At 68.5% G+C, this 24670-nt stretch carries 20 protein-coding genes; 12 read left to right on the plus strand and 8 right to left on the minus strand.

Annotated features, from left to right (window positions below):
- Positions 1 to 29 precede the first annotated feature (29 nt).
- A complete protein-coding gene (locus AC3ITM_RS02070; RefSeq protein ID WP_489268037.1) occupies positions 30 to 1178 on the minus strand; it encodes a PQQ-dependent sugar dehydrogenase in 1149 nt (382 codons plus the stop codon).
- A gap of 175 nt (positions 1179 to 1353) precedes the next feature.
- Here AC3ITM_RS02070 and yiaA point away from each other — a divergent pair, with 175 nt between their 5' ends.
- Positions 1354 to 1791 (plus strand): inner membrane protein YiaA, encoded by a 438-nt coding sequence (gene yiaA, locus AC3ITM_RS02075; protein WP_228887358.1) that lies wholly within the window; start codon positions 1354 to 1356, stop codon positions 1789 to 1791.
- A gap of 24 nt (positions 1792 to 1815) precedes the next feature.
- Here yiaA and AC3ITM_RS02080 read toward each other — a convergent pair whose 3' ends face one another.
- From AC3ITM_RS02080 to AC3ITM_RS02105, 6 genes are all read right to left on the minus strand, one after another.
- A complete protein-coding gene (locus tag AC3ITM_RS02080; protein ID WP_489268039.1) occupies positions 1816 to 2163 on the minus strand; it encodes a hypothetical protein in 348 nt (115 codons plus the stop codon).
- Between the two features lie 104 nt (positions 2164 to 2267).
- Positions 2268 to 3566, minus strand: a complete 1299-nt coding sequence (locus AC3ITM_RS02085; RefSeq protein ID WP_489268041.1) for an APC family permease — start codon at positions 3564 to 3566, stop codon at positions 2268 to 2270.
- A complete protein-coding gene (locus AC3ITM_RS02090) occupies positions 3563 to 4339 on the minus strand; it encodes a L,D-transpeptidase family protein (protein WP_489268043.1) in 777 nt (258 codons plus the stop codon). Before AC3ITM_RS02090 ends, AC3ITM_RS02085 begins: the two co-directional genes overlap by 4 nt.
- A gap of 15 nt (positions 4340 to 4354) precedes the next feature.
- Positions 4355 to 5203: a MurR/RpiR family transcriptional regulator gene (locus AC3ITM_RS02095; protein ID WP_489268045.1), complete on the minus strand. Its 849-nt coding sequence runs from the start codon at positions 5201 to 5203 to the stop codon at positions 4355 to 4357.
- A 121-nt stretch (positions 5204 to 5324) separates the two neighbouring features.
- Positions 5325 to 6431, minus strand: coding sequence for a dipeptide epimerase (locus AC3ITM_RS02100; RefSeq protein ID WP_489268047.1), 1107 nt, complete (start codon positions 6429 to 6431; stop codon positions 5325 to 5327).
- Positions 6428 to 7867, minus strand: a complete 1440-nt coding sequence (locus AC3ITM_RS02105) for an SH3 domain-containing protein (protein WP_489268049.1) — start codon at positions 7865 to 7867, stop codon at positions 6428 to 6430. Before AC3ITM_RS02105 ends, AC3ITM_RS02100 begins: the two co-directional genes overlap by 4 nt.
- Positions 7868 to 8000: 133 nt before the next feature.
- On the opposite strand from AC3ITM_RS02105, the gene AC3ITM_RS02110 reads away from it, so the two are divergent.
- From AC3ITM_RS02110 to hglS, 10 genes are all read left to right on the plus strand, one after another.
- Positions 8001 to 9488, plus strand: coding sequence for a transglutaminase-like domain-containing protein (locus AC3ITM_RS02110; protein ID WP_489268051.1), 1488 nt, complete (start codon positions 8001 to 8003; stop codon positions 9486 to 9488).
- A gap of 43 nt (positions 9489 to 9531) precedes the next feature.
- Positions 9532 to 12558 carry a TonB-dependent receptor gene (locus AC3ITM_RS02115; RefSeq protein ID WP_489268053.1) on the plus strand — a complete coding sequence of 1009 codons (3027 nt, stop codon included), beginning with the start codon at positions 9532 to 9534 and terminating at the stop codon, positions 12556 to 12558.
- 148 nt (positions 12559 to 12706) lie between these two features.
- A complete protein-coding gene (locus AC3ITM_RS02120) occupies positions 12707 to 14236 on the plus strand; it encodes a serine hydrolase (RefSeq protein ID WP_489270005.1) in 1530 nt (509 codons plus the stop codon).
- Positions 14190 to 14918, plus strand: a complete 729-nt coding sequence (locus AC3ITM_RS02125) for a M15 family metallopeptidase (protein ID WP_489268055.1) — start codon at positions 14190 to 14192, stop codon at positions 14916 to 14918. The genes AC3ITM_RS02120 and AC3ITM_RS02125 overlap by 47 nt, the downstream gene beginning before the upstream one ends.
- 62 nt (positions 14919 to 14980) lie before the next feature.
- Positions 14981 to 15361 carry a hypothetical protein gene (locus tag AC3ITM_RS02130; RefSeq protein ID WP_228887369.1) on the plus strand — a complete coding sequence of 127 codons (381 nt, stop codon included), beginning with the start codon at positions 14981 to 14983 and terminating at the stop codon, positions 15359 to 15361.
- A gap of 217 nt (positions 15362 to 15578) precedes the next feature.
- Positions 15579 to 15998, plus strand: a complete 420-nt coding sequence (locus AC3ITM_RS02135; protein ID WP_489268057.1) for an EF-hand domain-containing protein — start codon at positions 15579 to 15581, stop codon at positions 15996 to 15998.
- Between the two features lie 155 nt (positions 15999 to 16153).
- On the plus strand, positions 16154 to 16567 hold the full coding sequence (locus AC3ITM_RS02140) for a hypothetical protein (protein ID WP_489268059.1): 414 nt from the start codon (positions 16154 to 16156) through the stop codon (positions 16565 to 16567).
- 48 nt (positions 16568 to 16615) lie between these two features.
- Positions 16616 to 17365 (plus strand): HAD family hydrolase, encoded by a 750-nt coding sequence (locus AC3ITM_RS02145; RefSeq protein WP_489268060.1) that lies wholly within the window; start codon positions 16616 to 16618, stop codon positions 17363 to 17365.
- Positions 17366 to 17371: 6 nt separating this feature from the next.
- Positions 17372 to 17914: a hypothetical protein gene (locus AC3ITM_RS02150; protein WP_489270006.1), complete on the plus strand. Its 543-nt coding sequence runs from the start codon at positions 17372 to 17374 to the stop codon at positions 17912 to 17914.
- A 199-nt stretch (positions 17915 to 18113) separates the two neighbouring features.
- Positions 18114 to 19487 (plus strand): 2-oxoadipate dioxygenase/decarboxylase HglS, encoded by a 1374-nt coding sequence (gene hglS, locus AC3ITM_RS02155; RefSeq protein ID WP_489268062.1) that lies wholly within the window; start codon positions 18114 to 18116, stop codon positions 19485 to 19487.
- Between the two features lie 442 nt (positions 19488 to 19929).
- Here the strand turns inward: hglS and scpC are convergent, their stop codons facing one another.
- Positions 19930 to 21444, minus strand: coding sequence for a succinyl-CoA:acetate CoA-transferase ScpC (gene scpC / locus AC3ITM_RS02160; protein ID WP_489268064.1), 1515 nt, complete (start codon positions 21442 to 21444; stop codon positions 19930 to 19932).
- Positions 21445 to 21816: 372 nt separating this feature from the next.
- Here scpC and glnE point away from each other — a divergent pair, with 372 nt between their 5' ends.
- Positions 21817 to 24645, plus strand: a complete 2829-nt coding sequence (gene glnE / locus AC3ITM_RS02165) for a bifunctional [glutamate--ammonia ligase]-adenylyl-L-tyrosine phosphorylase/[glutamate--ammonia-ligase] adenylyltransferase (RefSeq protein WP_489268066.1) — start codon at positions 21817 to 21819, stop codon at positions 24643 to 24645.
- Positions 24646 to 24670 lie beyond the last annotated feature (25 nt).

Below are 24670 nucleotides of genomic sequence, written 5' to 3' on the forward strand. Positions count from 1 at the left end.
CGACCGTTGGTCGGTACCCCCGACGCGCATCACCCCTTCGGGGTGAGCTTCAACAACCGCCCGTTGCTGCCGTCTTCCAGCAGCCAGATCGCACCGTCCGGGCCCTGTTCCACTTCACGGATGCGCTCGCCCATGTCGAAGCGTTCGGCTTCGCGCGCGCTGTCGCCATCGAAGGCCACCCGCACCAGCGCCTTGGACGACAGCCCGCCGATGAAGCCGCTGCCCTGCCACTGCGGGAACTGCGTGCCGTTGTAAATGATGAAACCGGCCGGGGAAATCACCGGGGTCCAACTCACCTTGGGCGCGGCGAATTCCGGGCGGGTGGCATGGTCGGGAATCTCGCGGCCATCGTAATGGTTGCCGTTGGACACCACCGGGTAGCCGTAATTGGCGCCGCGCTCGATCAGGTTCAGCTCATCGCCGCCGGCCGGGCCCATCTCGTGTACCCACAGCTTGCCGCGCGCATCGAAGGCGATGCCCAGCGCATTGCGATGGCCCAGCGACCACACCTGCGCGGCCGTGCCGCCCTGCGAGGCGAACGGATTGTCGGCCGGCACGCTGCCGTCGTCGTTCAGGCGGATGATCTTGCCCAGGTTGCCGCCCATGTCCTGGGCCGGGTCGAACTTCTGCCGTTCGCTGGAGGTGATCCACAGCTTGCCGTCCGGGCCGAACGCCAGCCGGTGGCCGTAGTGGCCGCCGCCTTCCACCTTGGGGCTCTGGCGCCAGATGACCTTGAAGTCCTGCAGGGTGCCGCTGCCATCGGCGGCCAGCACCAGGCGGGCGCGGCCCACGGCGGCGCCGCGGGTATCGCCTTCGCCGGCTTCGGCGTAGCTCACGTACAGCAGCTGGTTCTTCGCAAAGCCGGGGTGCGGCAGCACGTCGCCAAAGCCGCCCTGGCCGCCATAGGCCACCTTGGGCAGGCCGCCGATGGCGGCGCGTTTGCCGGTTTTCAGGTCCACATGCTGCAGGGCGCCGGCCTTTTCACTGACCAGCAGGCTGCCATCGGGCAGGAAGCTCATCGCCCACGGTTCCTTGAAGGTTCCGGCCTCGGTGGCGGCAAATGGCCACTGGGCTTTCTTCACCACCGGGGCGGCGGCCTTGTCGGCCGCCACGCAGGCGGTGGCGAACAGGGGCAGGGTAAGGGTGACGGCGAGTGAGAGCAGCAGCTTGCGGGTCATGGGATATCTCCGGGTGGGGATGCGATGGCCAGCCATGAGTTTTACACCATGCCCGCCGCGGCAGCGTGGACCATACGTCACCCACGGTAGGCGCGCCTGCCCGGATCGGCTAACGTTGGCGCCGCCGCCTGCGCGCGGCCTGCACGGACTGCCGCCCTCAACTGGAGATTGAACAATGAAGCAACAGGTGCACAAACCGTCCCCCGCTTTCATCGCCGCCTCGTGGACGGCATTGCTGCTGGGCGCGGTGGCCTACCTGGTCGGCCTGTTCAACGCCGAGATGGCCCTCAACGAGAAGGGGTATTACCTGACCCTGCTGTTGTTCGGCCTGTTTGCCGCGGTGTCGCTGCAGAAGAGCGTGCGCGATCGCGTCGAGGCCATCCCGGTCAGCGGCCTGTATTACGCACTGTGCTGGTTTGCGCTGCTGGCCGCACTGTTGCTGCTGCTGGTGGGCCTGTGGAACGCCACCCTGCTGCTCAGCGAGAAGGGCTTCTACGGCATGGCCTTCGCCCTGAGCCTGTTCGGCGCGGTGGCCGTGCAGAAGAACACCCGCGACCTGTTGGCCGCGGGCGCCGATGAGCGTGAAATCCCGCCGCTGCCCAGCGGCGAATAAGCGCGCCTCCGGCCGCGCGGTGCCTCAGGTACCGCGCGGCACGCCTTTGTCCAGGTGCGCCTGGCGCAACGCGGTGGATTCCTCCCAGCCGCGGCGCACCGCATTGCGTGCCTGTTCCCACGCCAGCCGGCTGTTGCCGCGCTCGCTGGCCCAGCGGGTCTGCAATTCGGCTTCCACCTCTTCATAGGCGCGGATCATCTCGGCGGCGCGGGAGTTGTGGCCCAACTGGTAGGCCGGCTCGTAGTCATCGAAGAACTGGCTGTTGTCGTAGTAGGGCTCGCTGGGAAAGCGCTCGCGCCAATAGTCCGATACCGCCTGGCGCGGTAGGCCGTCTTCCGGCACCCGGCCGGGAATCTGGTAGTCAGGGCTCATGTGCTGGCTCCGGTGGGGTGAGGCTTCACCATAGCCAGGCACCGGTTAACGTCGCGGGCCGACCGGGTGAATGACACATCAAGTGCCATCCACCCGCGCACCGGTCAGCGCACCTGGTCCTTGCGCGGCAGCAGGTAGATCACCGCGCCCACGGCGAAGGCAATGCCGGCGGCGGCGATGTTCTGCCAGCTGGCACTGGCAAACAGCGCCAGGCACAGCAGCAGCGCCAGTACCGGAATCAACGGCCCGCCAGGCAGTTTCAGCGCACCGGGCCGGTTGGCGAAGCGACGCGCCAGCACGATCACCGCCGCGGCGGTGCCGATATAGGCGAACAGGCGCGTGGTCATCGACAGCAGCGCCAGCTGCACGAACGAACCCGACAGCGCCAGCGCCAGCGCGATCAGGCCCTGGGTGACGATCGCCGCCGCCGGCGTGCGGAAACGCGGATGCACGTGCGCCAGAATCTTCGGCCCGTAGCCATCGCGGGCCAACGCAAACAGGAAGCGCGGGCCCATCATCATGGTGTTGCTGTTGGTGCCCAGGATGGAGATGGTGGCGCCCACGGTGAGGATCAGCGCCAGCGCAACCCCGCCGAAACTGGCGGCCGCGTCCGCCAGTGGCGTGGGCGAGCTGGCCAACCCGGCCAGCGTGCCCTGCGCGATGAACTGCACCGCGCCGTAGATCACGGTGACGGTGATGATCATGGTGATCAGCGCGAAGGGAATATCGCGGCGCGGGTTCTTGTACTCGCCGGCGGCGGCGGGAATGTTCTCGAAGCCGGCGTAGGCGTACAGCAGCAGTAGTGCCGCCTCGCCCATGCGCTGCAGGTCGTGCGGGTCCGGGCGCACGCCCGAGAAAGCCAGGTCCAGGTCCACATAGAACGCGCCGATCGCCACGAACAGCAGCAGCGGCAGCAGCTTGCCGATCACCAGGATCACCCCGGTGCGTGCAGCCGAGCGCACCCCGGCCACGTTCACTGCGGTAAGGAAGCCCAGCGACACCACGATGATCGCGACCCGGCCGATGTCGTGGCCGGCCCATGGCCAGAACCGCGCCACCGCATCGGCCAGTGCGTTGCTGAGCGCAGCCGCCGAGCTGATCCGGGTCAGCCAGATCATCCAGCCGATCTCGAAGCCGGCAAACCGCCCGAACGCCTCGCGCGCATACAGGTAACTGCCGCCGGGCTCGTCGAAGTAGCTGGCCGCCTGCGCGTAGCACAGCACCAGCAGCGCCACCACGACACCGGCGGCCACCACGCCCCACAGGCTGAAGGGCCCGAGCAGGGCGACCGTGGCGGCGGGCAGCAGGTAGATGCCGCTGCCGATCACATCGTTGATCGACAGCCCAACGATTTGCCAGCGGCTGACTGCGCGTTCCAGTTGCGGTTCGGCCGGGGCGCTCAACGCTTCGCTCCCGTCAGGGCCGGCAACTGCCATGCGAACTGCAGGTGCTCGTACTCGTCCTTCGGCAGCAGGACGAATGCCGGGCGGGTATCCGGCTTCAGCCAGGCCAGCAGGGCCTTCATGTGCCGGGGCTGCATGGCCGTGCAGCCGGCAGTGGCCTCGCCCGGCGTGCGCCAGAGGTGGGCGAAGATGCAGCTGCCGGCGCCAGGGGTGTGGCTGCTGTTGTGCTCGATCACAAAGCCCTCGCGATAGCGCACATCGCCCTTGTTGTGCAGGTCCAGCCGCATCGGTTCGGTGGACCCTTTCACTGCGGCGGTGCCGACGTCCCGGGCATCGACGATGCGGTTGTAGTAGCGCGAACCGGGTACATCCATGCAGTAGTGGGTGGCCGTCATCGGCTGGTAGGGCATGGCACTGGCGATCTTTGGTGCGTACCCGAACGCCGGGCCGATCTCGAAGATACCGGCGGGGCTGCGCCCGTCGCCTTCCTTCTTCTGTGGCCCCTGGTTGCGCAGCGACGCACGGCCGATGCCCCAGGCACTGCCGTTGCGCCCAACGGCTACGGTGAAGGCAGGGCCGTGCGGGCGCCAGGCTCCGTCGATGCCCTTGCGCTCATAGGCCTGCAGCCGGCCCTGGGTGGCATCCCAGCTGTCGGTAACCACCACGATGGCCTGCTGGCTGATTGCCATCGGTGGCAGGGGAGTGAGCGCAGCGGCGGGCAGTGCGGCAGCGAATGCGGTGACAGCGAGGGCGGTACGCAGCAACGGCAGCATCGTTTACTCCGGCAATCAGGTATCGATCAGGTGTTCGATCCGTTCCAGGTTCACCCCGAGCTGGCGGTGGCGGTCCGGGTTGGCGTGGCACAGCAGCACGAAGACGAAGTCCAGCAGGGACTGCAATGAAGAACGGTACAGCAGTTGCGCCACGTGCGGCGCCGGGTCGTGCGCGCACAGCACCAGGCTGGCATCGGCATGGGCGCGCAGCGGGTTGGCGCTGTGCCGGGTGATCGACACCACCTTGCCGCCCATGTCCTGGAACTGACGGGAGAGCTGGAACAGCTGCGGCAGCTTGCCGAACTCGGAGAACACCAGCATCGCGTCCCCGGGGCGCGCCGCCGACAGGTTGGCCATCATCAGGATCGGGTCGGCGTGGTGCACGGTGAGCATGCCCAGCAGGGACAGGCGCATGGCGAATTCGCGGGCATACAGGCCGTCATCGCCGAGCCCGTAGACGAACAGTTTGGGCGCGCTGTCGATGAGTTGGACGATGGCCTCGACGTCGGCCTGCGGGTTGGCCAGGCGGGTTTCTTCCTCGGCGGCGGCCTTGCTCAGGCGCAGCCGCTCGGCGATCTGGGCGTAGTCGTCGGTCGCGGCCGGAGTGGGCGGGCGCGTGGCGGGGTCGTTGCCGGCGCGGGCGACCGCTTCGCCGATGGAATACTTGAGGTCCGGGTAGCCCTTGAAGCCCAGCTTCTGGCTGAACTTGACCACGCTGGACTGGCTGATGCCCAGCGCGCTGGCCAGTTGCTGGGAAGAGTAGTCGCGCAGCAGGTGGGCGTTGTCGAGGATGAAGTCGGCGATGCGGCGTTCGATCGCCGACATGTGGTCACGCTCGGAGCGGATTTTCACCAGGGGCGGCATGGGTGGGGCATCAGGTCCGGTAGAGCCACCCCATGGGCGGCTGCGGCAGGTGGGATTGCGCGAACGGCAGCCACGCATGGCGTGGCGCTACCGTAGGCGACCGGCGAGGCGGATACAACGCTCACCACCGTTGCGGCTTGATCATCTCCAACCCGCGTACCTCGGTGATGCCCAGCCCCGGCGCATCGCTGATGGTGATTTCCGACTCGTTGAAGTTCACGCCCCCGGTGACCGGGTTGAACTGCCCCAGCGACGGGCCGTCCAGGTCCACCTTGGTGATCACATCGCTCTTGGCCACGGCCAGGTGCACGGCGGCGGCCACGCTGATGCTCGATTCGATCATGCAGCCGATCATGCACGGGACGCCGTAGATGGCGGCGATGTCGGCGATGCGGATGGCGTTGGACAGCCCGCCGGTCTTCATCAGCTTGATGTTGATGATGTCCGCGGCGCGCTGCTGGATCAGGTCGAACACCTGGCCGGGGTTGAACACGCTTTCATCGGCCATCACCGGGGTGTTGACCCGGTCGGTGACGTACTTCAGGCCGCTGATGTCGGCGGCCTTGACCGGCTGCTCCAGCAGTTCCAGCACCACCCCGGCTTCCTCCAGCGCGTGCATGGCATGCACGGCCTGCTTGGCGGTCCAGCCCTGGTTGGCGTCCAGGCGCAGCAGGGCGCGGCCCTGTACGGCGGCGTGGATGGCCTTGACCCGCTCGATGTCCAGCCCGATGTCCTTGCCCACCTTGATCTTCAGCGACTCGAAGCCGCGGTCGATCGCCGACAGCGAGTCGGCCACCATCTTGTCGATGTAGTCCACGCTGATGGTGATGTCGGTGGTGATCACCGGGTCGCCACCGCCGAGCATGCGGTACAGCGGGGCGTTGTGCAGCTGCGCCCACAGGTCGTAGACGGCGATCTCCACCGCCGCCTTGGCGCTGGTATTGCGCTCCAGCGAGCCCTGGATCAGCGCGCAGACGTGGTTGAGGTTGGCCACGTCCTGGCCGATCAGGCGGGGTTTGATGAAGCCGTCGATGGCTTCGATGATCGAGCCGTGGGTGTCGCCGGTGATCACCGCGGTGGCCGCGGCCTCGCCGTAACCGGTGTGGCCGCTGTCGGTGCGTACCAGCACCACCACGTCCTCGACGGTGTCCACGGTGCGCAGCGCGGTCTTGAACGGGGTTTTCAGCGGCACGCGCAGCATGCCGAGTTCGATGTCGGTGATCTTCATTCAGGGGTCTGTGGCCGGATGCGCTGGATGTTGGTGATGCGGTCGACGTAGCTGACGGTGTCGCTGGCCATCATCGGCTCCAGCGGGGTCACCGACACGCCGTTGAGGTGGGCCTGGACGCGCTTGCCGCCGGCGCCGGACCAGCTGCCGCCGGCGGTGTCGTGGATCAGCCAGGTGCGGCCGTCCAGATGGCCGATGGCCACCATCACGTGGCCGGGGATGTAGACCAGGTCGCCGACCTGCAGTTGCCCGACCGCGGTGTCGCGCCGGGCCTTGCCGTCTTCCGGCGCGAAGGCGATCCGGTCCAGTGCCGGGCTGACCGCCTGCGCGCTGGTATTGCGCGGCATCAGCACGCCGAAGCTGCGGTAGATCTCCGAGACGAAGCCGCTGCAGTCGCGGGTGTCGTAGTCGTGGCCCCAGCCATAGCGTTCGCCGAGGAACTTGAAGGCCTGGGCGAGCAGGTTGCGCGGGGTCAGCGGCAGGTAGTCGGCCGCGCTGTCCTGCGAACGCGGCAGCAGCGCTGGGACCAGCGCCAGGCTGCCGTCGTCGTTGCGTACCGGCAGCTGCAGCACGTAGCCGGCGTGCGCCTGCTGGCCGTTGACGGTCTGCTCCACCGGCCAGTCGGCCAGCACCGGCAGGCGCACGCCCATGTCCAGTTGCAGCCGCGACACGCGCGGTTGCTCGGGGGTGTAGGCGGTGTACGCGGTGGCGCCGGTGATCACCCGGTACGGCCCGCGCTGGCCATAGCCCAGCACGGTGGCGGCATCGCCGATGCCGACGAAGCGTTTCTCGATCCAGGCCGAATAGCGCTCGCTGGTAATGAACCACCATTGCCCATCCGCGCTTTCGTGCAGCACCGCCACCGCATCGCCGGGGAACAGCGCCGATTCCTGGAAGCGGTCGATATCGGTGTCGCCCCGGGTGGTGAACACTCGCAGCGGGGTGGGGAAGGCGCGCAGCGCGGCACGGTGGGTGACCAGGCCGTACTGCAATGGCCGCTGCGCGGGGATGGCGTCGAGGGCAAGGTTGGTGATGGCCGCGCTGCGTTGCGCCGGGGCGATCGGCGCACCGTCCTGGCCGAACGTGGCCTTGTCCGGCCATTTCGACAGCGCCTGGATCTGCGCCAGCACCTGCGCACGCGGCAGCTGTGCGGGCAGGGCGCGCAGGTCGTGGATGGAGCGGTCGTGGGCACGCATCCGCGCGTTCTGCGCATCGATGCCGGCGCGGTCGAGGATGACCCGGTCCGGGTCGGGCAGCCGCGCGGCCCAGAACGCCGGCTCCAGGTAGGCCTCGCGCAGGCCGATCACCCCGCCGACATCGGCGTCGACCGGCACCTGCGCCCAGCTGCCTGCCGTGGTGGCGGCCAGCAGCGCGCTCAACAGCGCGCGTGCCAGCCACGGGGACCGCGCACGGCGGTGGGGGGAAGCCAGGATCATCAAGCGGTCACCCTCCTCAGGAAGCGTCAGGAATATTTATTCCTTTTTTCAGCGAAAGCAAGAATAAATTATTGACCGGCTCTCAGGCCCGTGTTACACAGCGATTACCACCCGCACCTTGGGAAGTGTCGCCGTGGATCCTGCTGCACGCAAACCGCGTTCCTTGCCTACCGCCCCTCGGCGCGCCGCGGCCTGCCTGCTGCTGGCGTTGGCGCCGCTGTGCGCCGGTGCAGCCACGCCGTTGCCGGCGCTGGTCGCGCAGATCGACCGCGGTGCCTTCGCCGCCGCCGATGTGCAGATCGCCGCGGCATTGCAGGATCCCGCGCTGGATGACGCCGCGCGGCGCGATTACGCCTTCCAGCGCGAACGCATGCGTCGCATGCGGCTGGACTTCAGCCTGGATGCCGAGGCGGCCAAGGCGCAGCTGCGACGGCAGATTCCGGACCTGCGCGAGGACGAATTCGCGCGCTGGGATGCCGCCGGCCTGATCGAACACCTGGATATCAATGGCCAGCGCCGCTACTTCAAGCGCGCGCCGTCCAATCTGTTCCGGGTCAGCGCCCAGGCCCGTGCGCGGCGCGCGCCCGACGCTCCGCTGCCGAAGGACGGTCCCTACGAACATCTTGGCCCGCACCACGAAGAAATCGTCGCCGCCGCGCGCGCCAGTGGTGGCAGCAGCGTGGTGCCGCGCCGGGTCGAAGTGACCCAGTCGCTGGTGGTCAAGGCCGACGCGGTACCGGCCGGTGAGACCATCCGCGCCTGGATTCCGTACCCGCGCGCCATCCCCGGCCAGCAGCAGGATATCCAGTGGATCGCCAGCACCCCGGCCGGCGCACGCATCGCCCCGGACGCCACCCTGCAGCGCACCGCCTACCTGGAGCGCAAGGCAGTGGCCGGCACGCCGACCCAGTTCCAGATCCGCTACCAGGTCACGGTGTACGCGCGGCACATCCCGATCGACCCGGCCAAGGTATTGCCCACGCCCCGGGACCCGGCGCTGCAGCCCTACCTGGCCGAGCGCGCGCCGCACATCCAGTTCACCCCGGCGCTGCGCGCGTTCTCGCAGCGCGTGGTGGGCAATGAAACCCACCCCTACCGCATCGTGGCCAGGCTGTTCGACGCGGTGGACCAGATTCCCTGGGGCGGCGCGCGCGAGTACTCCACCCTCTCCAACATCAGCGATTACGCGCTGCACGCCGGCCATGCCGACTGCGGCCAGCAGACCCTATTGCTGATGGCCCTGTTGCGCCTGAACGGCATTCCGGCGCGCTGGCAGTCGGGCATGGTCTATTCCGATGATGCGGTGGGCTACAACAACCTGCACGACTGGGGCGCGGTGTACCTGGCGCCGTACGGCTGGGTGCCGATGGACGTGACCACCGGCCGCCTGGACAGCCCGCAGCCGGCGCTGCGCGATTTCTACCTGGGCGGGCTGGATGCCTACCGCATCGCCTTCAACGACGACTACGCCCAGCCGCTGGTGCCGGCCAAGCGGCACGACCGTTCGGACACGGTGGATTCGCAGCGGGGCGAGGCCGAATGGTCCGGCGGCAACCTGTACTTCGACCAATGGAACTACGACTTCCAGTCGCGCATCGTGCCACTGGAGGCCACGCGGTAAACGGCGGTATCCACGATTCCATATCTGCAGGAGAGAGCAGGGAATGAATGCACATCGTATGAAGCGGGCGGCGCTGTATGCCGCACTGGGTGTCTGTCTGGGCAGCCTGCTGCCCACCCTGGCCTCGGCACAGAATGTCAGCGGGGCGGTGGCCGGCCGGGCCACGGCCGGTGACCAGGTCACCGTGATCAGCACCGGCACCGGCCTGACCCGCACAGTGACGGTCAACGCCGACGGCAGCTATCGCCTCGGCCAGCTGCCGATCGGCGACTATCGCCTGCAGCTCAGCCGCGACGGGCAGGCGCTCGGCGAACCGGTCGCGGTCAGCGTGGCGGTCGGCGGCACCACCACGGTCAACCTGGCCGGCGGCGGCGGGGTGGTCAACCTGGATGCACTGCAGGTGGTGGGCACCCGTGTCATCAACCGGGTCGATGTGTACTCGACCGAGACCTCGTTCAACGTCAACCGGCAGGAGATCTCGCGCCTGCCGGTGGCCCAGGACCTGTCGGCGGTGGCACTGCTGGCCCCGGGCGTGGTCGGCGGCAATTCGTCGTTCGGTGGGCTGTCCTTCGCCGGTTCGTCGGTGGCCGAGAACGCGGTCTTCATCAACGGCCTGAACGTCACCGACATGTATACCCGGCGCGGCTTTTCCAGCGCACCGTTCGCCTTCTTCAACGAGTTCCAGGTCAAGACCGGCGGCTATTCGGTGGAGTTCGGCCGCTCCACCGGCGGGGTGATCAACGCGGTGACCCGCTCGGGCAGCAACGAACTGCAGGGCGGCATCGAAGTCACCGCCGAACCCAGCGCCTGGCGTTCCAGCGGGCGCGACCATTTCCACCGCGACGGCACCGCCCATTCCTATGCCAGCCGCGACGACAACTCCTTCTTCAAGACCAACGTGTGGGGTTCCGGCGCGCTGGTGCAGGACAAGCTGTTCCTGTTTGCGATGTACGAAGACCGCAGCGACAAGGGCCACAACACCTCCTCCGACGCGCTGACCTGGTTCGACAACAAGGCCGACAACGGTTTCTGGGGCGCCAAGCTGGACTGGAACATCACCGACAACCACAGCCTGGCCCTGCTGGCGTTCTCCGACGAGGGCGAGGTCACCAACGCGTCCTACAACTACGACTGGGACGATGCCGAGATCGGTGCCTACGGTGGCGATTCGGTCACCGAGAGCGGTGGCAGGAACTGGTCGGCCGCCTACACCGGCCACTTCGGCGAAACCTTCACCGCGCGCGCCATGGTCGGCGAGAACAACCAGCGCGCCTTCACCCGCTCCTCGCTGGACGAAGCCTGCAGCCCGGTGTTCACCGACAGCACCTACGCCTCGCGGCTGTACAAACTCAACGGCCTGCGGCCGGGCTGCCATCCCACCGGCGCGGCCGTGGCCGAGCGCGATGACACCCGCGAAGTGGCCCGGCTGGATTTCGAATGGCAACTCGGGCAGCACCTGCTGCGCTTCGGCGTGGACCGCGAGCTGATGACCACCAAGCAGGCCACCCGCTATCCCGGGCCCACCCAGCTCAGCTACACCGCCTATGTCGCCCGCCCCGGCGATGAAGTCTGGGACGGTGCCGGCGCCTACGTACCGGCCGGCGTCACCGAGATGCTGCGCGGGCGCAACCGGGTTTCCGGCGGCACCTTCGAGACCGAAGCCAATGCCTTCTACCTGGAAGACATCTGGAACATCACCCCCAACCTGATGCTCAACCTGGGCGTGCGCTGGGACCGCTTCGAGAACCGCACCGCCGATGGCGATGCCTTCATCAAGATGGACGACCTGATCGCCCCGCGCTTCGGCTTCTCCTGGGACATGAAGGGCGACGGCAGCACCAAGCTGTTCGGCAATGCCGGCCGCTACTACCTGCCGGTCACCAACAACATCAACGTCAACTTCGCCGGCGGCCTCACCGACGAATACTCCTACTACGTGCTCGATGGCTGGCAGCAGCAGGCCAATCCGATCACCGGCGCGCCGTACATGGCGCCGGTCATCGGCCAGCAGATCGGCCCGGTCGACACCCGCATGAATACCGGGGCGGCCGATCTGCGCCAGAGCGTGGACCGGGACCTCAAGGCGGTCTACCAGGACGAGTACATCCTCGGCTTCCAGTCCATGATCAACCAGGCCTGGTCGTGGGGCGTCAACGCGACCTACCGCAGCATGACCCGCGCGCTGGATGACATGCGCATCAACTACACCCCGTGCGGGCCGACCCCGAGCACGCTGTGGCCGATCGCCAACCCGGGTGAGAGCCTGACCATCTGGGGCGACTCCAGCATCGGCTGCGCCGAGGAAGGCTGGATCACCATCGATACCGCCAACAGCGGCTATCGCAAGGGCGGCAGCGGCGAGGTGGTCGGCTACTCCAAGCCCAAGCGCACCTACAAGGCACTGGAGCTGCAGATCGACCGCGCCTGGGACGAGAAGTGGATGTTCAATGCGTCCTACCTGTGGTCGCGCAGCGACGGCAACTTCGAGGGGCCGGTCAACTCCGATACCAACTACGGCGATACCGGCATGGTCCAGCACTGGGACCACCCTTCCAACAACCAACGCTACGGCGTGCTGTTCAACGACTTCCGCCACCAGTTCAAGTTCCGCGCCGCCTATGCGCTGAACGAACAGTGGTCGTTCGGCACCACCCTGCAGGTGCAGTCCGGTGGCCCGATCACCGCCTTCGGCGTGATGTGGCCCAACGACACCGTCGCCGGTGGCAGTACCTCCAGCGAAGGCAGCGGCGGCGGCACCGGCTGGTTGTGCGTGGCCAACTGTTCGGGCCCCTACAGCCAGCGCCAGTTCGAATACTCGCCACGCGGCGCGTTCGGGCGCCTGCCCTGGACCTGGACCATGGGCGCCAATGTGACTTGGCGCCTGCCGGTGGAGGGCGTGGACCTGAGCGTGCGGCTGTCGGTGTACAACCTGTTCAACAACCAGACCGTGGTCAACGTGCACCAGCGCTATGAGAGCCAGCCCGGTCAGGTACGCGAAAACACCTTCAACACCGGCACCCGCTGGCAGGCGCCGCGTTACACCCAGCTGATGGCGACCTGGAACTTCTGATCCAGCGCAGCGCCCGGCCGCTGGCCGGTGCGCTGCATCACGGCAGGCGCCCTGTCATGGCAGGGCGCCTGCGCTGAAGGGACCCGACATGCCCGCTGCATCGCCAGCCCACGCTTACCGCCACCGCATCACCTGCGCGCTGGCCTGCATGCTGGCGATGCTGCCGGCCTCCGCCGCCGTGCCGGACACCGACGAGCGCACGGTGCTGTTCAACCGCATGCTCGACCAGACCGTCGCGCACGCGCAGCTGCCCGGTATCGCCATGGCCGTGGTCGAAGACGGCAAGCCGGTGTTCTCGGCCACGCGCGGTGAGCGTATCGCCGGCAGCGGTGAGGCCATCGACGCCGACACCCTGTTCAAGATCGCCTCCAACAGCAAGGCGATGACCGCCGCCGTCCTGGCGCGGCTGGTCGACCGCGGCGTGCTGGACTGGAACGACCCGGTGGTCAAACACCTGCCGCAGTTCCGCATGTACGACCCGTGGGTGACCACCCAGATGCAGGTGCGCGACCTGCTCATCCACAACAGCGGCCTGGGCCTGGGCGCCGGCGATCTGATGCTGTGGCCCGAACCCAATGCCTTCACCCGCCAGGACATCATCGCCGGGCTGGCCCATCTCAAGCCGGTCACCAGCTTCCGCAGCGGCTATGCCTACGACAACTTGATGTATGTGGTGGCCGGTGAAGTCGCCGCCGCCGCCGCGGGCAAGCCCTACGACCAGCTGCTGCGCGAGGAAATCTTCATCCCGTTGGGCATGACCCGCTGCCAGGCCGGCCGCTGGTCGGTGCGCGCGGTGGGCAATGTGGCCCAGCCGCATACCCGGCGCCAGGGCCGCAACGTGGTCACCGCCGCCGACGCGTCGTTCAGCCCGGACCTGGCCTCGATGGCCGCCGGCGGCATCCGCTGCAGCCTCAACGACATGACCCGCTGGATGCAGGTGCTGCTGGACCCGGCGCTGGTGCCCGGCTGGCTCGGCGACACCCAGCGCCGCGCGCTGTGGACCGCGCACATGCCGATGCCGATCGGCGAGCGGCAACGGCGGTGGGACAACGCGCACTTCTCCGCCTACGGCTACGGCTGGCGCCTGTCGGACATGGACGGGCAGTGGAAAGTGGCCCATACCGGCACGCTGTCGGGCATGTACTCCTCGCTGGCCCTGCTGCCCGACCGCCGCACCGGGGTGGTGATCCTGATCAACGGCGAGGCCGAGCAGGCGCGCACCGCGCTGATGCAGGCCGCGCTGAAGCACTACGCCGCGCCGGGCGCGGCCGCTGGCGTGCTCGACTATGCCGCCCAGCTGGCGGCCGAACGCGACCAGCGCCACGCGGCCGGCCAGGTACGGCCGGACACCCGCGCGCGGCAACCGGCCACCGCCGCGGCCACCGCCGCCTGGCAGGGGCGCTACGTCGATCCCTGGCTGGGGCCGGCCAGCGTCTGCATGGACGGCGGGCGGCTGCGCCTGAGCGTGGACAAATCCCCGGCCCTGCGCGGCACGGTGATGCAGCTCGGTTCGCGCTGGCTGGTGCAGTGGGATACCCTCGGGGCGGATGCAGAACCCTGGCTGCAGGTGCAGCCGGGCAACCCGACCACCCTCGCGCTTGCCGCGATCGATCCGGATATCGACTTCAGTTATGACTACCAGGACCTGCACTTCACCCGTAGCGGCGATTGTCCTTAGCACCCTGCTGTGGTCGGCCGCCGGCATCGCCGCGGCACAGCCGGTGCAGATCGCGCTGGTGCGCACCACCGCCCAGGCCGGGATGGTCGACATCCGCAGCCTGGCCCCGGATATCGATCTGGACATGCGCTACGCCGGCAGCAACAACTTCACCGGCCGGCCGGTGCCCGGCTACGAGGCGCCCAAGTGCTTCCTGCTGGCCTCGGCAGCCAAGGCGCTGGCCGCGGTCGATGCCGACCTGCGCGCCAACGGCTATGGCCTGCGCCTGTTCGACTGCTACCGCCCGGCGCAATCGGTGCAGGCCTTCGTCGACTGGGCGCACGATCCGCTGGAGCAGTCGCGCAAGGCACGGCAGTACCCCGGGCTGGAAAAAACCGCGCTGCTGGGCGGCTACATCGCCGAAAGCTCCGGCCACAGCCGCGGCGCTACCGTCGACCTGACCCTGCTGGACTGCCGCAGCGGCAGCTGCACCGCGCTGGACATGGGCACCGATTTCGATTTCTTCGGCCCGCGCGCGCATACCGACGCGCCGGACATCACCCCGGACCAGTACAACAACCGCCAGCGGCTGCGCCAGGCGATGGCCCGGCAGGGCTTCAAGAACTATCCGCTGGAGTGGTGGCACTACACCCTCAGCCCGGAGCCGTCGCCGCACACCGCCTACGACGTCCCGGTGCGTTGAGCGCGCCGCGGCCCGGCGCGGTGCACCGCTACAATGCGGCCTGACCGCCTGATCGGACCACGATGAACCTGCCGCTGCATTTTGGATTGCTGGGAACGCTGGAAGCGGGGCTGATCGCGTTGCTGCTCGGGCTGCTGGTGTATGCGCTGTGGCACCGGGTATGCCGCTGGGCCGGCTGGTCGGCAGGCCATGCGATCGGCTGGGCCTGCGTGATCGCGGTGATCGGCGCGGCCGGCATCGACAGCTGGAAACTGTTCTACATGGGCATCATGCGGCTGGAGTCGCCGTTGTATGCGCGGCTGTTCCTGGCCGGCATCCACGATCCGAACGAACTGGGCTCGCGGGTAGTGCTGGAAGTGGCCGGTGCGCTGGCCGGCGTGTCGCTGGGCTGGCTGTTGTTCAGTTCGCGCTCAGGCGAAAAAAACGCCAGCGACGACGCGTAGGACGTTTGCATCCGGTTAAATCCGCGCCGGTTGAATGGCCGTATTACGTTGCGCTCACCTGGCCCTAACCAAGGCGGTAATGCACGTACTCGCGCAGGTGGTTAAGGCCGCGTGGGCAGGCCGATCGCGGCGCAATGTCGATTCACAAACGGGCTGGCAGGGTGGAGGCCGTGCGGAAACAACGAACCGTGCGACACCACCATCCAGGAGACCACCCATGACTATTCGCAACCGCAAGCCCCTGATCGCCCTGATCGTCGCCGCAGGCAGCGTGCTGGCCATTCCGGCGATGGCACAGACGGCCAAGCAGAGCGCCGCGCAGGCACAGCAGCAGGCCGCGCAGGCCGAACAGGCCGCCGCCCAGGCCGGTGATGCCGCCGATTCGGCCGCCGGTGCCGCCGCGCAGGCCTCGGCCCAGGCCAGTGGCGGTGGTGGCGGCCAGACCTGGGCCAGCGTGGATACCGATGGCAACGGCAACATCAGCAAGCCCGAAGCGCAGGTCAACGCCGGCTTGACCCAGGTGTTCGACCAGGCCGACACCAACAAGGATGGCCAGCTCACCCCGGACGAATACAAGTCGTACGTGGCCGCCCAGCAGGGCGCCGCGTCCGGCAGTGGCGCACAGCCGGGCAAGTAAGCCAACCCGGAGCAAGGCAGAAGGGCCGGCCACCGCTGGACACCGGCGGCCGGCAAGGAGGGGGAGGGCGGCTTCGGCCGCCCTTCTTTTTCAAGGGAACCGGTGTAGTCAAGCCCGCTTGATTACACCGGTCCCCTTTTTACTATGATGCCGGCATGGAACATCCTGGCCGCCGGCCTCCCTTCGATGTGTATTTCCCCGCGCCCGGCCAGGCGGCACCGCAGCGGGTATCCCACCTGCGCCCGGGCCAGGTAGTACTGGCTGCCGGCGGGCAGGCCGACACCGCCTACGACACGCTGGCCTTCGACGACCACGGCCCGCGCTGGGCCAACCCGGCGCTGCGCCGGATGCTGGCCGACCTCAATGCCCGCGGCCTGCCGTTCCAGTACCAACCTGCGGATCTGGAATCCCCGGCCGCGCTGATGGCGTGGTGGCAGGAAAACGGCCTGTTGGACTGCAGCTATCGCGAACTCAGCTGGCGGGGGCCGGGCGACTGGCAGCTGACCCGCATCGATCCGCCGCAACCGGGCGTGCTGGGCTGGGACGGCCCGCGCCCGTTTGGGCAGTGAGCCGGGGCCGTGATTGGGCCGGCCGGCCGCTGTTGCTATCCTTGCCGCATGATGACCTCCACACCCGCGCCCACCGGCGCCATCGGTCTGGTCGGTTTTGACGGTGACGACACGCTGTGGAAAAGCGAGGATTACTACCGCCAGGCCGAGCAGGATTACCTCGACATCCTGTCGCGCTACATCGACGTGCACGACACCCGCACCGCGCGCCACCTGCTGGAAGTGCAGCAGCGCAACCTGGGCGTGTTCGGCTATGGCGTCAAGGGCATGACCCTGTCGATGGTCGAGGCGGCCATCGAGATCACCCAGCAGATGATCAACGCGCGCGACCTGCAGCAGATCCTGGACATCGGCCATGCCACCCTGCGCCACCCGGTGGAGCTGATCGACGGCGTGCGCGAGTCGGTCACCGAGATCGCCGGCGAGTATCCGGTAGTGCTGATCACCAAGGGCGATCTGTTCCACCAGGAAGCCAAGATCAAACTGGCCAACCTGCGCGACCTGTTCCCGCGCATCGAGATCGTGTCCGAAAAGGATCCGGAAACCTACGCGCGCGTGCTGGAAGAATTCGACCTGCCGATCCAGCGGTTCTGCATGGTCGGTAATTCACTGCGCTCGGATATCGAGCCGGTGGTCACCCTCGGCGGTTGGGGCATCCATACCCCGTATGCGGTGACCTGGGCGCACGAAACCCAGCACGGTGTGGCCGATGACGAGCCGCGCATGGTCGATGCGCCCACCGCCTTCGACTGGCCGCAGGCACTGCGCGCGATCGAAGCCAAGGCCGCGCAGGGCTGACCGGTGATCCTGCGCCTGGGCCTGCTGGTATTGCTGCTGGTGCTGCCGGCGCTGGCGGCTGCGCAGCAGACCGCCGAAAAATCCGAGGCCTACCAGGTCCACACCGGCGATACCTGGGTCGACGCCCAGCTGCAGGACATCAACCACTACGCCGAGCGCTACCCGGACAGTTTCCTGGACGAGGTGGCGCGCTATGCCGGCGTGTCGCGCGGCTATATCGCCGCGTTGATGTACACCCATGGCTGGCAGGCCGGGGATATCTACTTCGCCTGTTTCTGGGCCCATGCGATCGAGCGCTCCTGCCGCGACAGCGTCCAGGCGTGGAGCCGCGCGGTAGCGGAGGAAGGCCAGCCCAGGCGCTGGCAGGCGGTGCTCGACGACCTGCCGGTCACGCCCACCAACCTGCACTGGCGCGCGTTGCGCCACGCCATCGTGGCCAGCCACGACCACTGGGACCGCCCGGTGAAACTGGATGCCACCCTGCAGCGCCAGCTCGGCGACCGCGCCCAGCGCCAGCGCGCGGCGGCCGAGGCGCCTGCCGGGCGGTGAGGGTGCGCATCCACGCACGGCGTGGATCTACGCCGGGATTCCCGTAGATCCACGCCATGCGTGGATGCCGTTCGCGCCAACCCCAAGGCGCCCACGAACCGGCTTGTGCCTTTGCTGCTATGCAGATGGCCGTAACCGACCACCTCGGCGACAATGCGCGATTGCCGTACCTCCCCCGTGATCCGTTGCCGAGTACGTGATGAGCACCGACCGTTTCGTTTCACCCGACGATATCCGCAGCCTGTTCGCCCAGGCGATGTCCACCATGTACCGCACCGAAGTGCCGCTGTACGGCACCCTGGTCGACCTGGTGGCCGAGATCAACGACGCGGTGCTCACCGCCGATCCTTCGCTGGCCGAACAACTGGACCGCACCGACGAGCGCGCCCGCCTGGGCCAGGAACGCCACGGCGCCATCCGCGTCGGCAGCGCCGAAGAGCTGGCCACGCTGGGCCGCCTGTTCGCGGTGATGGGCATGCACCCGGTCGGCTACTACGACCTGTCGGTGGCCGGCGTGCCGGTGCATTCCACCGCGTTCCGCCCGCGCACCGCCAAGGCGCTGGCGCACAACCCGTTCCGCGTGTTCACCTCGCTGCTGCGGCTGGAACTGATCGAGGACGCCGCCCTGCGCGACACCGCCGCGCAGATTCTGGCCCGGCGCCGGATCTTCACCGACACCGCGCTGGCACTGATCGCACAGGCCGAGCGCGACGGTGGCCTGAACGATGCCGACGCCCGCCGCTTCGTCATCGAATCGCTGGAAACCTTCCGCTGGCACGGCGATGCCACCGTGTCGCTGGATACCTACCATGCCCTGCACGATGCGCACCGGTTGATCGCCGACGTGGTCTGCTTCCGCGGCCCGCATATCAACCACCTCACCCCGCGCACCCTGGACATCGACGCCGCCCAGGCCGCCATGCTCGCCCGCGGCATCGATGCCAAGGCCGTGGTCGAAGGCCCGCCGCCGCGCCGTTGCCCGATCCTGCTGCGCCAGACCAGTTTCAAGGCACTGCAGGAGACCGTGCATTTCCCCTCCGGCGCTGCGCCATCGGGCAACGCCGGCACCCATACCGCGCGCTTTGGCGAAATCGAACAGCGCGGCCTGGCACTGACCCGCAAGGGCCGCGCGCTGTACGACCAGCTGTTGGCCCAGGCGCGCGACAGCGGCGGCGCCGGCAGCACCGGCCAGGATTACCCGACCCGCCTGGCGGCGGCCTTCCAGGCCTTCCCCGATGACCACGCCACCCTGCGTAGCGAGGGCCTGGGCTATTACCGCTACGCCCTCACCGCCGCCGGTCGCGCCGATCCGGCCGCGGTCGGCGAGCTGCCGGCCGAGGCCCTGATCGCCGCCGGCCTGGCCAGTGCCGACCCGATCGTCTACGAGGATTTCCTGCCGGTCAGCGCGGCGGGCATCTTCCAGTCCAACCTCGGCGGCGAAGAACAGCGCGCGTATGCCGCCCACGCCAACCGCGAGGCCTTCGAGCAGGCGCTGGGCATGCAGGTGGAAGACGAGTTCGCCATCTACGAGCGGCTGCAGGCCGAATCGCTGGCTACGCTGCGGGCCGCGTAATCGCCTGCGGTGGGGGCGGTCACCCGCCCTGGTAGGGTCGCATCCCGATCGACCGCCGTGGCACTGCCCGCGTCCGGTGTTGGCATGAACCTGGGCGGGGAGGGCCTCTGCTTCGCTGCCGGTCCTGCGTTACTGACCGTTGCACCGTTCACGGCAGTCGTTTGGGAACCGCCCCTACCGGTGCGTCGCGCATCGGGAAAAGTGCGCCACGCATCCGCCCTGGTAGGGTCGCATCCCGATCGACTGCCGTGGCACTGCCCGCGTCCGGTGTTGGCATGAACCTGGGCGGGGAGGGCCTCTGCTTCGCTGCCGGTCCTGCGTTACCGACCGTTGCATCGTTCACGGCAGTCGTTTGGGAACCGACCCTACCGGTGCGTCGCGCGTCGGGAAAATTGCGCCACGCATCGACAAGAAAAGCCGGGCATCTGCCCGGCCTTTCCCATCACGCCTTCATCGTGCCGGTATCCAGCCACCGCTGGTGCCACGACAGCGCCTCGGGCAACAGGTGTGGGGTGTGCTTGCCGTAACTGTCGCGGCTGGCGCGCTCGAAATAATCGTTGAGCTGGTCGCGGAAATCCGGATGCGCGCAGTTGTCGATCACCACCCGCGCGCGCTTGCGCGGGGTCAGCCCGCGCAGATCGGCCAGGCCCTGTTCGGTGACGATCACCGACACATCGTGCTCGGTGTGGTCCACATGGCTGACCATCGGCACGATCGCCGAGATGCTGCCGTTCTTTGCCGTGGACGGGCTCAGGAAGGCCGACAGGAATCCGTTGCGGGCGAAATCGCCCGAGCCGCCGATACCGTTCATGATCCGGCTGCCCATCACATGGGTCGAATTGACGTTGCCGTACAGGTCGGCCTCGATCATGCCGTTCATGCCGATGCAGCCCAGCCGGCGCACCAGCTCGGGGTGGTTGGAAATCTCCTGGGTGCGCATGATGATGCGCTCGCGGTAGAAATCGATGTTCTGCTTGAACGTTTCATTGGCCTGCGGGCTCAGTGCAAAGCCGGTGCACGAGGCGTAGCTGAGCACGCCGTCGCGCAGCAGGTCGAGCATGCCGTCCTGGATCACCTCGGTGAACGCGGCCAGGTCGCGGAAGCCGCTCCTGGCCAGCCCGGCCAGCACCGCGTTGGGAATATTGCCCACCCCGCTCTGCAGCGGCAGCAGGTTGGCCGGCAGGCGGCCCTTGGCCACTTCGTGCTTGAGGAAGGCGATCAGGTGCTCGGCAATCTGTTCGCTGGTGGCATCGATCGGGCTGAACGGGCTGTTGCGGTCCGGGCCGTTGGTGCGCACCACCGCCACGATCTTGTCCGGGTCGCAGCGCAGCGAGGTCTCGCCGATGCGGTCGTTGGCCTGCACCAGCGGAATCGGCTTGCGGTGCGGCGGCAGCGCGGTGCCGTAGTAGATGTCGTGCATGCCGTCCACGCCGGCCGGCTGCCACTCGTTGACCTCGATGATCACCTTGCTGGCCAGGTCCAGCCAGGTCTTGTTGTTGCCCACCGAGGTGGACGGCACCAGCGAGCCGTCTTCACGGATCGCCGAAACCTCCACCACCGCCGTGTCGATCTGCCCATAGAAGCCGAACCACACGTGCTGGGCCACATGGCTCAGATGGATATCGATGTAATCCAGCTTGCCTTCGTTGATGCGGTTGCGCGCATCCGGGTCGCTCTGGAACGGCATGCGCATGGCGATGCCATCGGCCTTGGCCAGCGCGCCGTCCAGCTCCGGGGCGGTGGAGGCGCCGGTCATCAGGCTGATCTGGAAGGGCAGGTCGCGGGCGTGGAAGGCCTCGATGCGCTGGGCCAGCGCCACCGGTACCGCCTTGGGGTAGCCCGAGCCGGTGAAGCCGCTCATGGCCACGGTTTCACCCGGCTGGATCAGGGCGGCGGCCGCTTCGGCGGTTACGACGCGGTCACGCAGACGCGCGTTGGCAATGCGATCGACAGACATGGCAACAACGTTTGAGGGGGAACGGCATTATCGGCGATCGCCGGAGGGCGCAGGGTGCGACCAAGGTGGAATGGCAATCACGGCCAGGGCCGGTCCCTGTTCAGTTTTGACCGCACTTCTGTACCCACAAGTGTTGTTTTGCAGTGCAGCGTGCAAGTTCCCCGCCGACCCTAGAAGATCGACCTGCATCCCGACGTGGGGGAGGGAGCAGAGCCCGCTGACAGTTCGCTGTTGGCGGGCTTTTTTATGCGCGCCGTTCGGGGGTGTGGCGCCGGTCCGGTTGGCGCCTTGCCACGCACCGGTGGGTTCCCCACACGACAGGGACCGGCTTCCGGCCGCGGAACCCTCCCCGCGATGCCACATAATCCCCGCATGCCGATCCCCGCCGACGCTGTTCCCGCCGCCCTCGTTCCTTTGGTTGACCGCGCCCTGGCGCGCCTGGCCGTGTCGCTGGCCGATGGCGGGCACTGGCCGCCCCCGGCCGAAACGCTGGATCGCCTGCGCCGGCTGGCCATCACCAGCGACTTCGCCATCGACACCCTGTGCCGGCAACCGGCGCTACTGTCGCATCTGACCCAATCCGGCTGCCCGCCGCTGCCGCTGCCGGTGCTGGACCCGCAGCAGCCGGCCGACTGGCCGCAGCGCCTGCGCCGCTACCGCAGCGCCGCCTCCACCCGCCTGATCTGGCGCGACCTGGAGGGCCTGGACGACGTCCCGGCCACCCTGGCCGGCGCCACCGCCCTGGCCGAGCACTGCCTGGGCCTGGCCCTGGCCGCGCTGGAACAGGAATTCGCCGGCCGCCACGGCGTGGTGCGCGCCAGCGATGGCAGTGCCCAGCAGCTGGTGGTGTTCGGGCTGGGCAAGCTGGGCGGTGGCGAACTGAACTTCAGTTCCGACGTCGACCTGGTCTATGCCTACCCGCAGGGCGGTGAATCGGATGGCGCGCGCCCGCTGGCCGCCGAGGAATATTTCGCCCGGCTCGGCCAGCGCCTGGCCCGGCTGCTGGATGAAACCACCGTGGACGGCTTCAGCCACCGCGTCGACCTGCGCCTGCGCCCGTTCGGCAGTGCCGGGCGGGTGGCGCTGTCGTTTGCCGGCATGGACCAGTACTTCCAGCGCGAAGGCCGCGACTGGGAACGCTACGCCTGGTTGAAGGCACGCGCGGTGGCCGGCGATATCGCCGCCGGCGAAGCCTGGCTGCAGACCCTGCGCCCGTTCGTCTACCGCCGCTACCTGGATTTCACCGCGCTGGACGGCCTGCGCGACATGAAGGCGGCGATCACCGCCGAAGTGTCGCGGCGCGAGATGTTCGATGACATCAAGCGCGGCCCCGGTGGCATCCGCGAAATCGAATTCCTGGCCCAGGCCCTGCAGCTGATCCGCGGCGGCCGCGAAGCCAGCCTGCGCGAGCGCCGCCTGCTGCACGCGCTGCCGGCGCTGGTGGCGTGCGGGCAGATGGCCGCGCAGGACGGCCAGGACCTGCTGCACGCCTATGCCTTCCTGCGCCGCCTGGAAAACCGCCTGCAGATGCTGCGCGATGCGCAGACCCACGCCCTGCCGGCCGACCCCATCGACCGGCTGCGCATCGCCGTCGGCCTGGGCTATCCCGACGCGGACGCGCTGCTGGCCGCGCTGGACGTGCAGCGCCAGCGGGTCAGCACCGAATTCGGCGCGCTGCTGGCCCCGCGCAAGGGCCAGGCCGCACCGGATGCGCTGTCCAGTTACTGGCGCGGGTTGCCCGAGGGCGGCAGCGCGCAGATCCTGGCCGATGCCGGTTTCCACGACCCGGCCAGCGCCGACCAGTCGCTGCGCGAATTCGCCCAGTCCTCGGGGGTGAAGTCGCTGTCCGACAGCGCGCGGGCGCGGCTGGACCGGGTGCTGCCGGCGCTGTTGCATGCCGCCACCGGCTCGCCACGGCCGGACGCGGCGCTCAAGCGCGTGCTTGGCCTGTTGCAGGCGATCCTGCGCCGCACCAGTTACCTGGCCCTGCTCGACGAACAGCCCAGTGCGCTGGCCCGGCTGGTCGACGTACTGGCGCGCAGCGCGCTGCTGGCCGAACGCCTGGCCGCCTATCCACTGCTGCTGGACGAACTGCTGGACGTGCGCGTGTCCGGGCCCATCCCCGACGCGGCCGCGCTGCAGGCCGAGTGCGATACCGCCCTGGCCGTGGACGACCCCGAAGCGGCATTGCGCCTGCTCAATGAAGTGCGCCTGGCGCTGAGTTTCCGCATGGCCCTGGCCACCCTGGACGGCCGCCAGCGCGCGGTGGACAGCACCCGCCAGCTGGCCGAGCTGGCCCAGGCGGTGGTGGTCACCGTGCTGGCCATGGCCGAGGCCGACATGGGCCATGCACACGGCCGCATTCCCGGCGGGCGCTTTGCCATCATCGGCTACGGCAGCCTGGGCGGCCTGGAACTGGGCTTCGGCTCGGACCTGGACCTGGTGTTCCTGCACGACCACCCGGCCGACCAGGACAGCAGCGACGGCAAGCGCCCGCTCGACCCGGGCCGCTGGTATGCGCGCCTGGCGCAGAAGGTGATGGCGTTGCTGGGCGCGGTCACCGCCGCCGGGCGCCTGTACGACATCGACGTGCGGCTGCGCCCGGACGGCGGCAAGGGCGCGCTGGTGTCCTCGCTGGCCAGCTACACCGAGTACCAGCGCGAACGCGCCTGGACCTGGGAACATCAGGCCCTGGTGCGCGCGCGCGGGATTGCCGGCGATGCCAGCCTGCTGGCCGATTTCGAGCAGGTACGCGCGCAGACCCTGGCCCGCCCGCGCGACCCTGCGGTGCTGTATGCCGATGTGCTGAAGATGCGCGCGCGGATGCGCGCCGAACTGGACCGCAGCGATGCGGCGCGGCTGGATCTCAAGCAGGGCGCCGGCGGCATCGTCGACCTGGAATTCCTGCTGCAGACCGGGGTGCTCGACAGCGCCGGCGGCCACCCGCAGGTACTGCAGCCGCGCGATACGCCGCAGCTGATCGATGCGCTGGCCGACACCGCCTGGCTGCCCGGCGGCACCCGCGCCGGCCTGCATGAAGCGCACGCGGCGCTGCTGGACGTCGGCCTGGCCTGCACGCTGGACCGCCGCCCGCGCCTGGCTGCGCCCACCCCGGCATTGGAAGAAGCACGCGCGGTGATCAGCGCCGCCTGCGAGGCCGCCGGCCTTCCGTTCCAGGCGCCGGCAGAAACAACGGATTGACCGAACGCGGATAGACCCAACGTAG

The sequence above is a fragment of the Stenotrophomonas sp. KH_029 genome, from assembly GCF_057839765.1.

Coding starts and splice junctions, on each gene's coding strand:
- AC3ITM_RS02105 (WP_489268049.1), bottom strand. CDS start 7,867: ATGATCCTGGCTTCCCCCCACCGCCGTGCGCGGTCCCCGTGGCTGGCA.
- AC3ITM_RS02145 (WP_489268060.1), top strand. CDS start 16,616: ATGATGACCTCCACACCCGCGCCCACCGGCGCCATCGGTCTGGTCGGT.
- AC3ITM_RS02080 (WP_489268039.1), bottom strand. CDS start 2,163: ATGAGCCCTGACTACCAGATTCCCGGCCGGGTGCCGGAAGACGGCCTA.
- hglS (WP_489268062.1), top strand. CDS start 18,114: ATGAGCACCGACCGTTTCGTTTCACCCGACGATATCCGCAGCCTGTTC.
- AC3ITM_RS02130 (WP_228887369.1), top strand. CDS start 14,981: ATGAACCTGCCGCTGCATTTTGGATTGCTGGGAACGCTGGAAGCGGGG.
- AC3ITM_RS02115 (WP_489268053.1), top strand. CDS start 9,532: ATGAATGCACATCGTATGAAGCGGGCGGCGCTGTATGCCGCACTGGGT.
- AC3ITM_RS02070 (WP_489268037.1), bottom strand. CDS start 1,178: ATGACCCGCAAGCTGCTGCTCTCACTCGCCGTCACCCTTACCCTGCCC.
- yiaA (WP_228887358.1), top strand. CDS start 1,354: ATGAAGCAACAGGTGCACAAACCGTCCCCCGCTTTCATCGCCGCCTCG.
- AC3ITM_RS02135 (WP_489268057.1), top strand. CDS start 15,579: ATGACTATTCGCAACCGCAAGCCCCTGATCGCCCTGATCGTCGCCGCA.
- glnE (WP_489268066.1), top strand. CDS start 21,817: ATGCCGATCCCCGCCGACGCTGTTCCCGCCGCCCTCGTTCCTTTGGTT.
- AC3ITM_RS02100 (WP_489268047.1), bottom strand. CDS start 6,431: ATGAAGATCACCGACATCGAACTCGGCATGCTGCGCGTGCCGCTGAAA.
- AC3ITM_RS02090 (WP_489268043.1), bottom strand. CDS start 4,339: ATGCTGCCGTTGCTGCGTACCGCCCTCGCTGTCACCGCATTCGCTGCC.
- AC3ITM_RS02120 (WP_489270005.1), top strand. CDS start 12,707: ATGCTGGCGATGCTGCCGGCCTCCGCCGCCGTGCCGGACACCGACGAG.
- AC3ITM_RS02140 (WP_489268059.1), top strand. CDS start 16,154: ATGGAACATCCTGGCCGCCGGCCTCCCTTCGATGTGTATTTCCCCGCG.
- AC3ITM_RS02095 (WP_489268045.1), bottom strand. CDS start 5,203: ATGCCGCCCCTGGTGAAAATCCGCTCCGAGCGTGACCACATGTCGGCG.
- scpC (WP_489268064.1), bottom strand. CDS start 21,444: ATGTCTGTCGATCGCATTGCCAACGCGCGTCTGCGTGACCGCGTCGTA.
- AC3ITM_RS02125 (WP_489268055.1), top strand. CDS start 14,190: ATGACTACCAGGACCTGCACTTCACCCGTAGCGGCGATTGTCCTTAGC.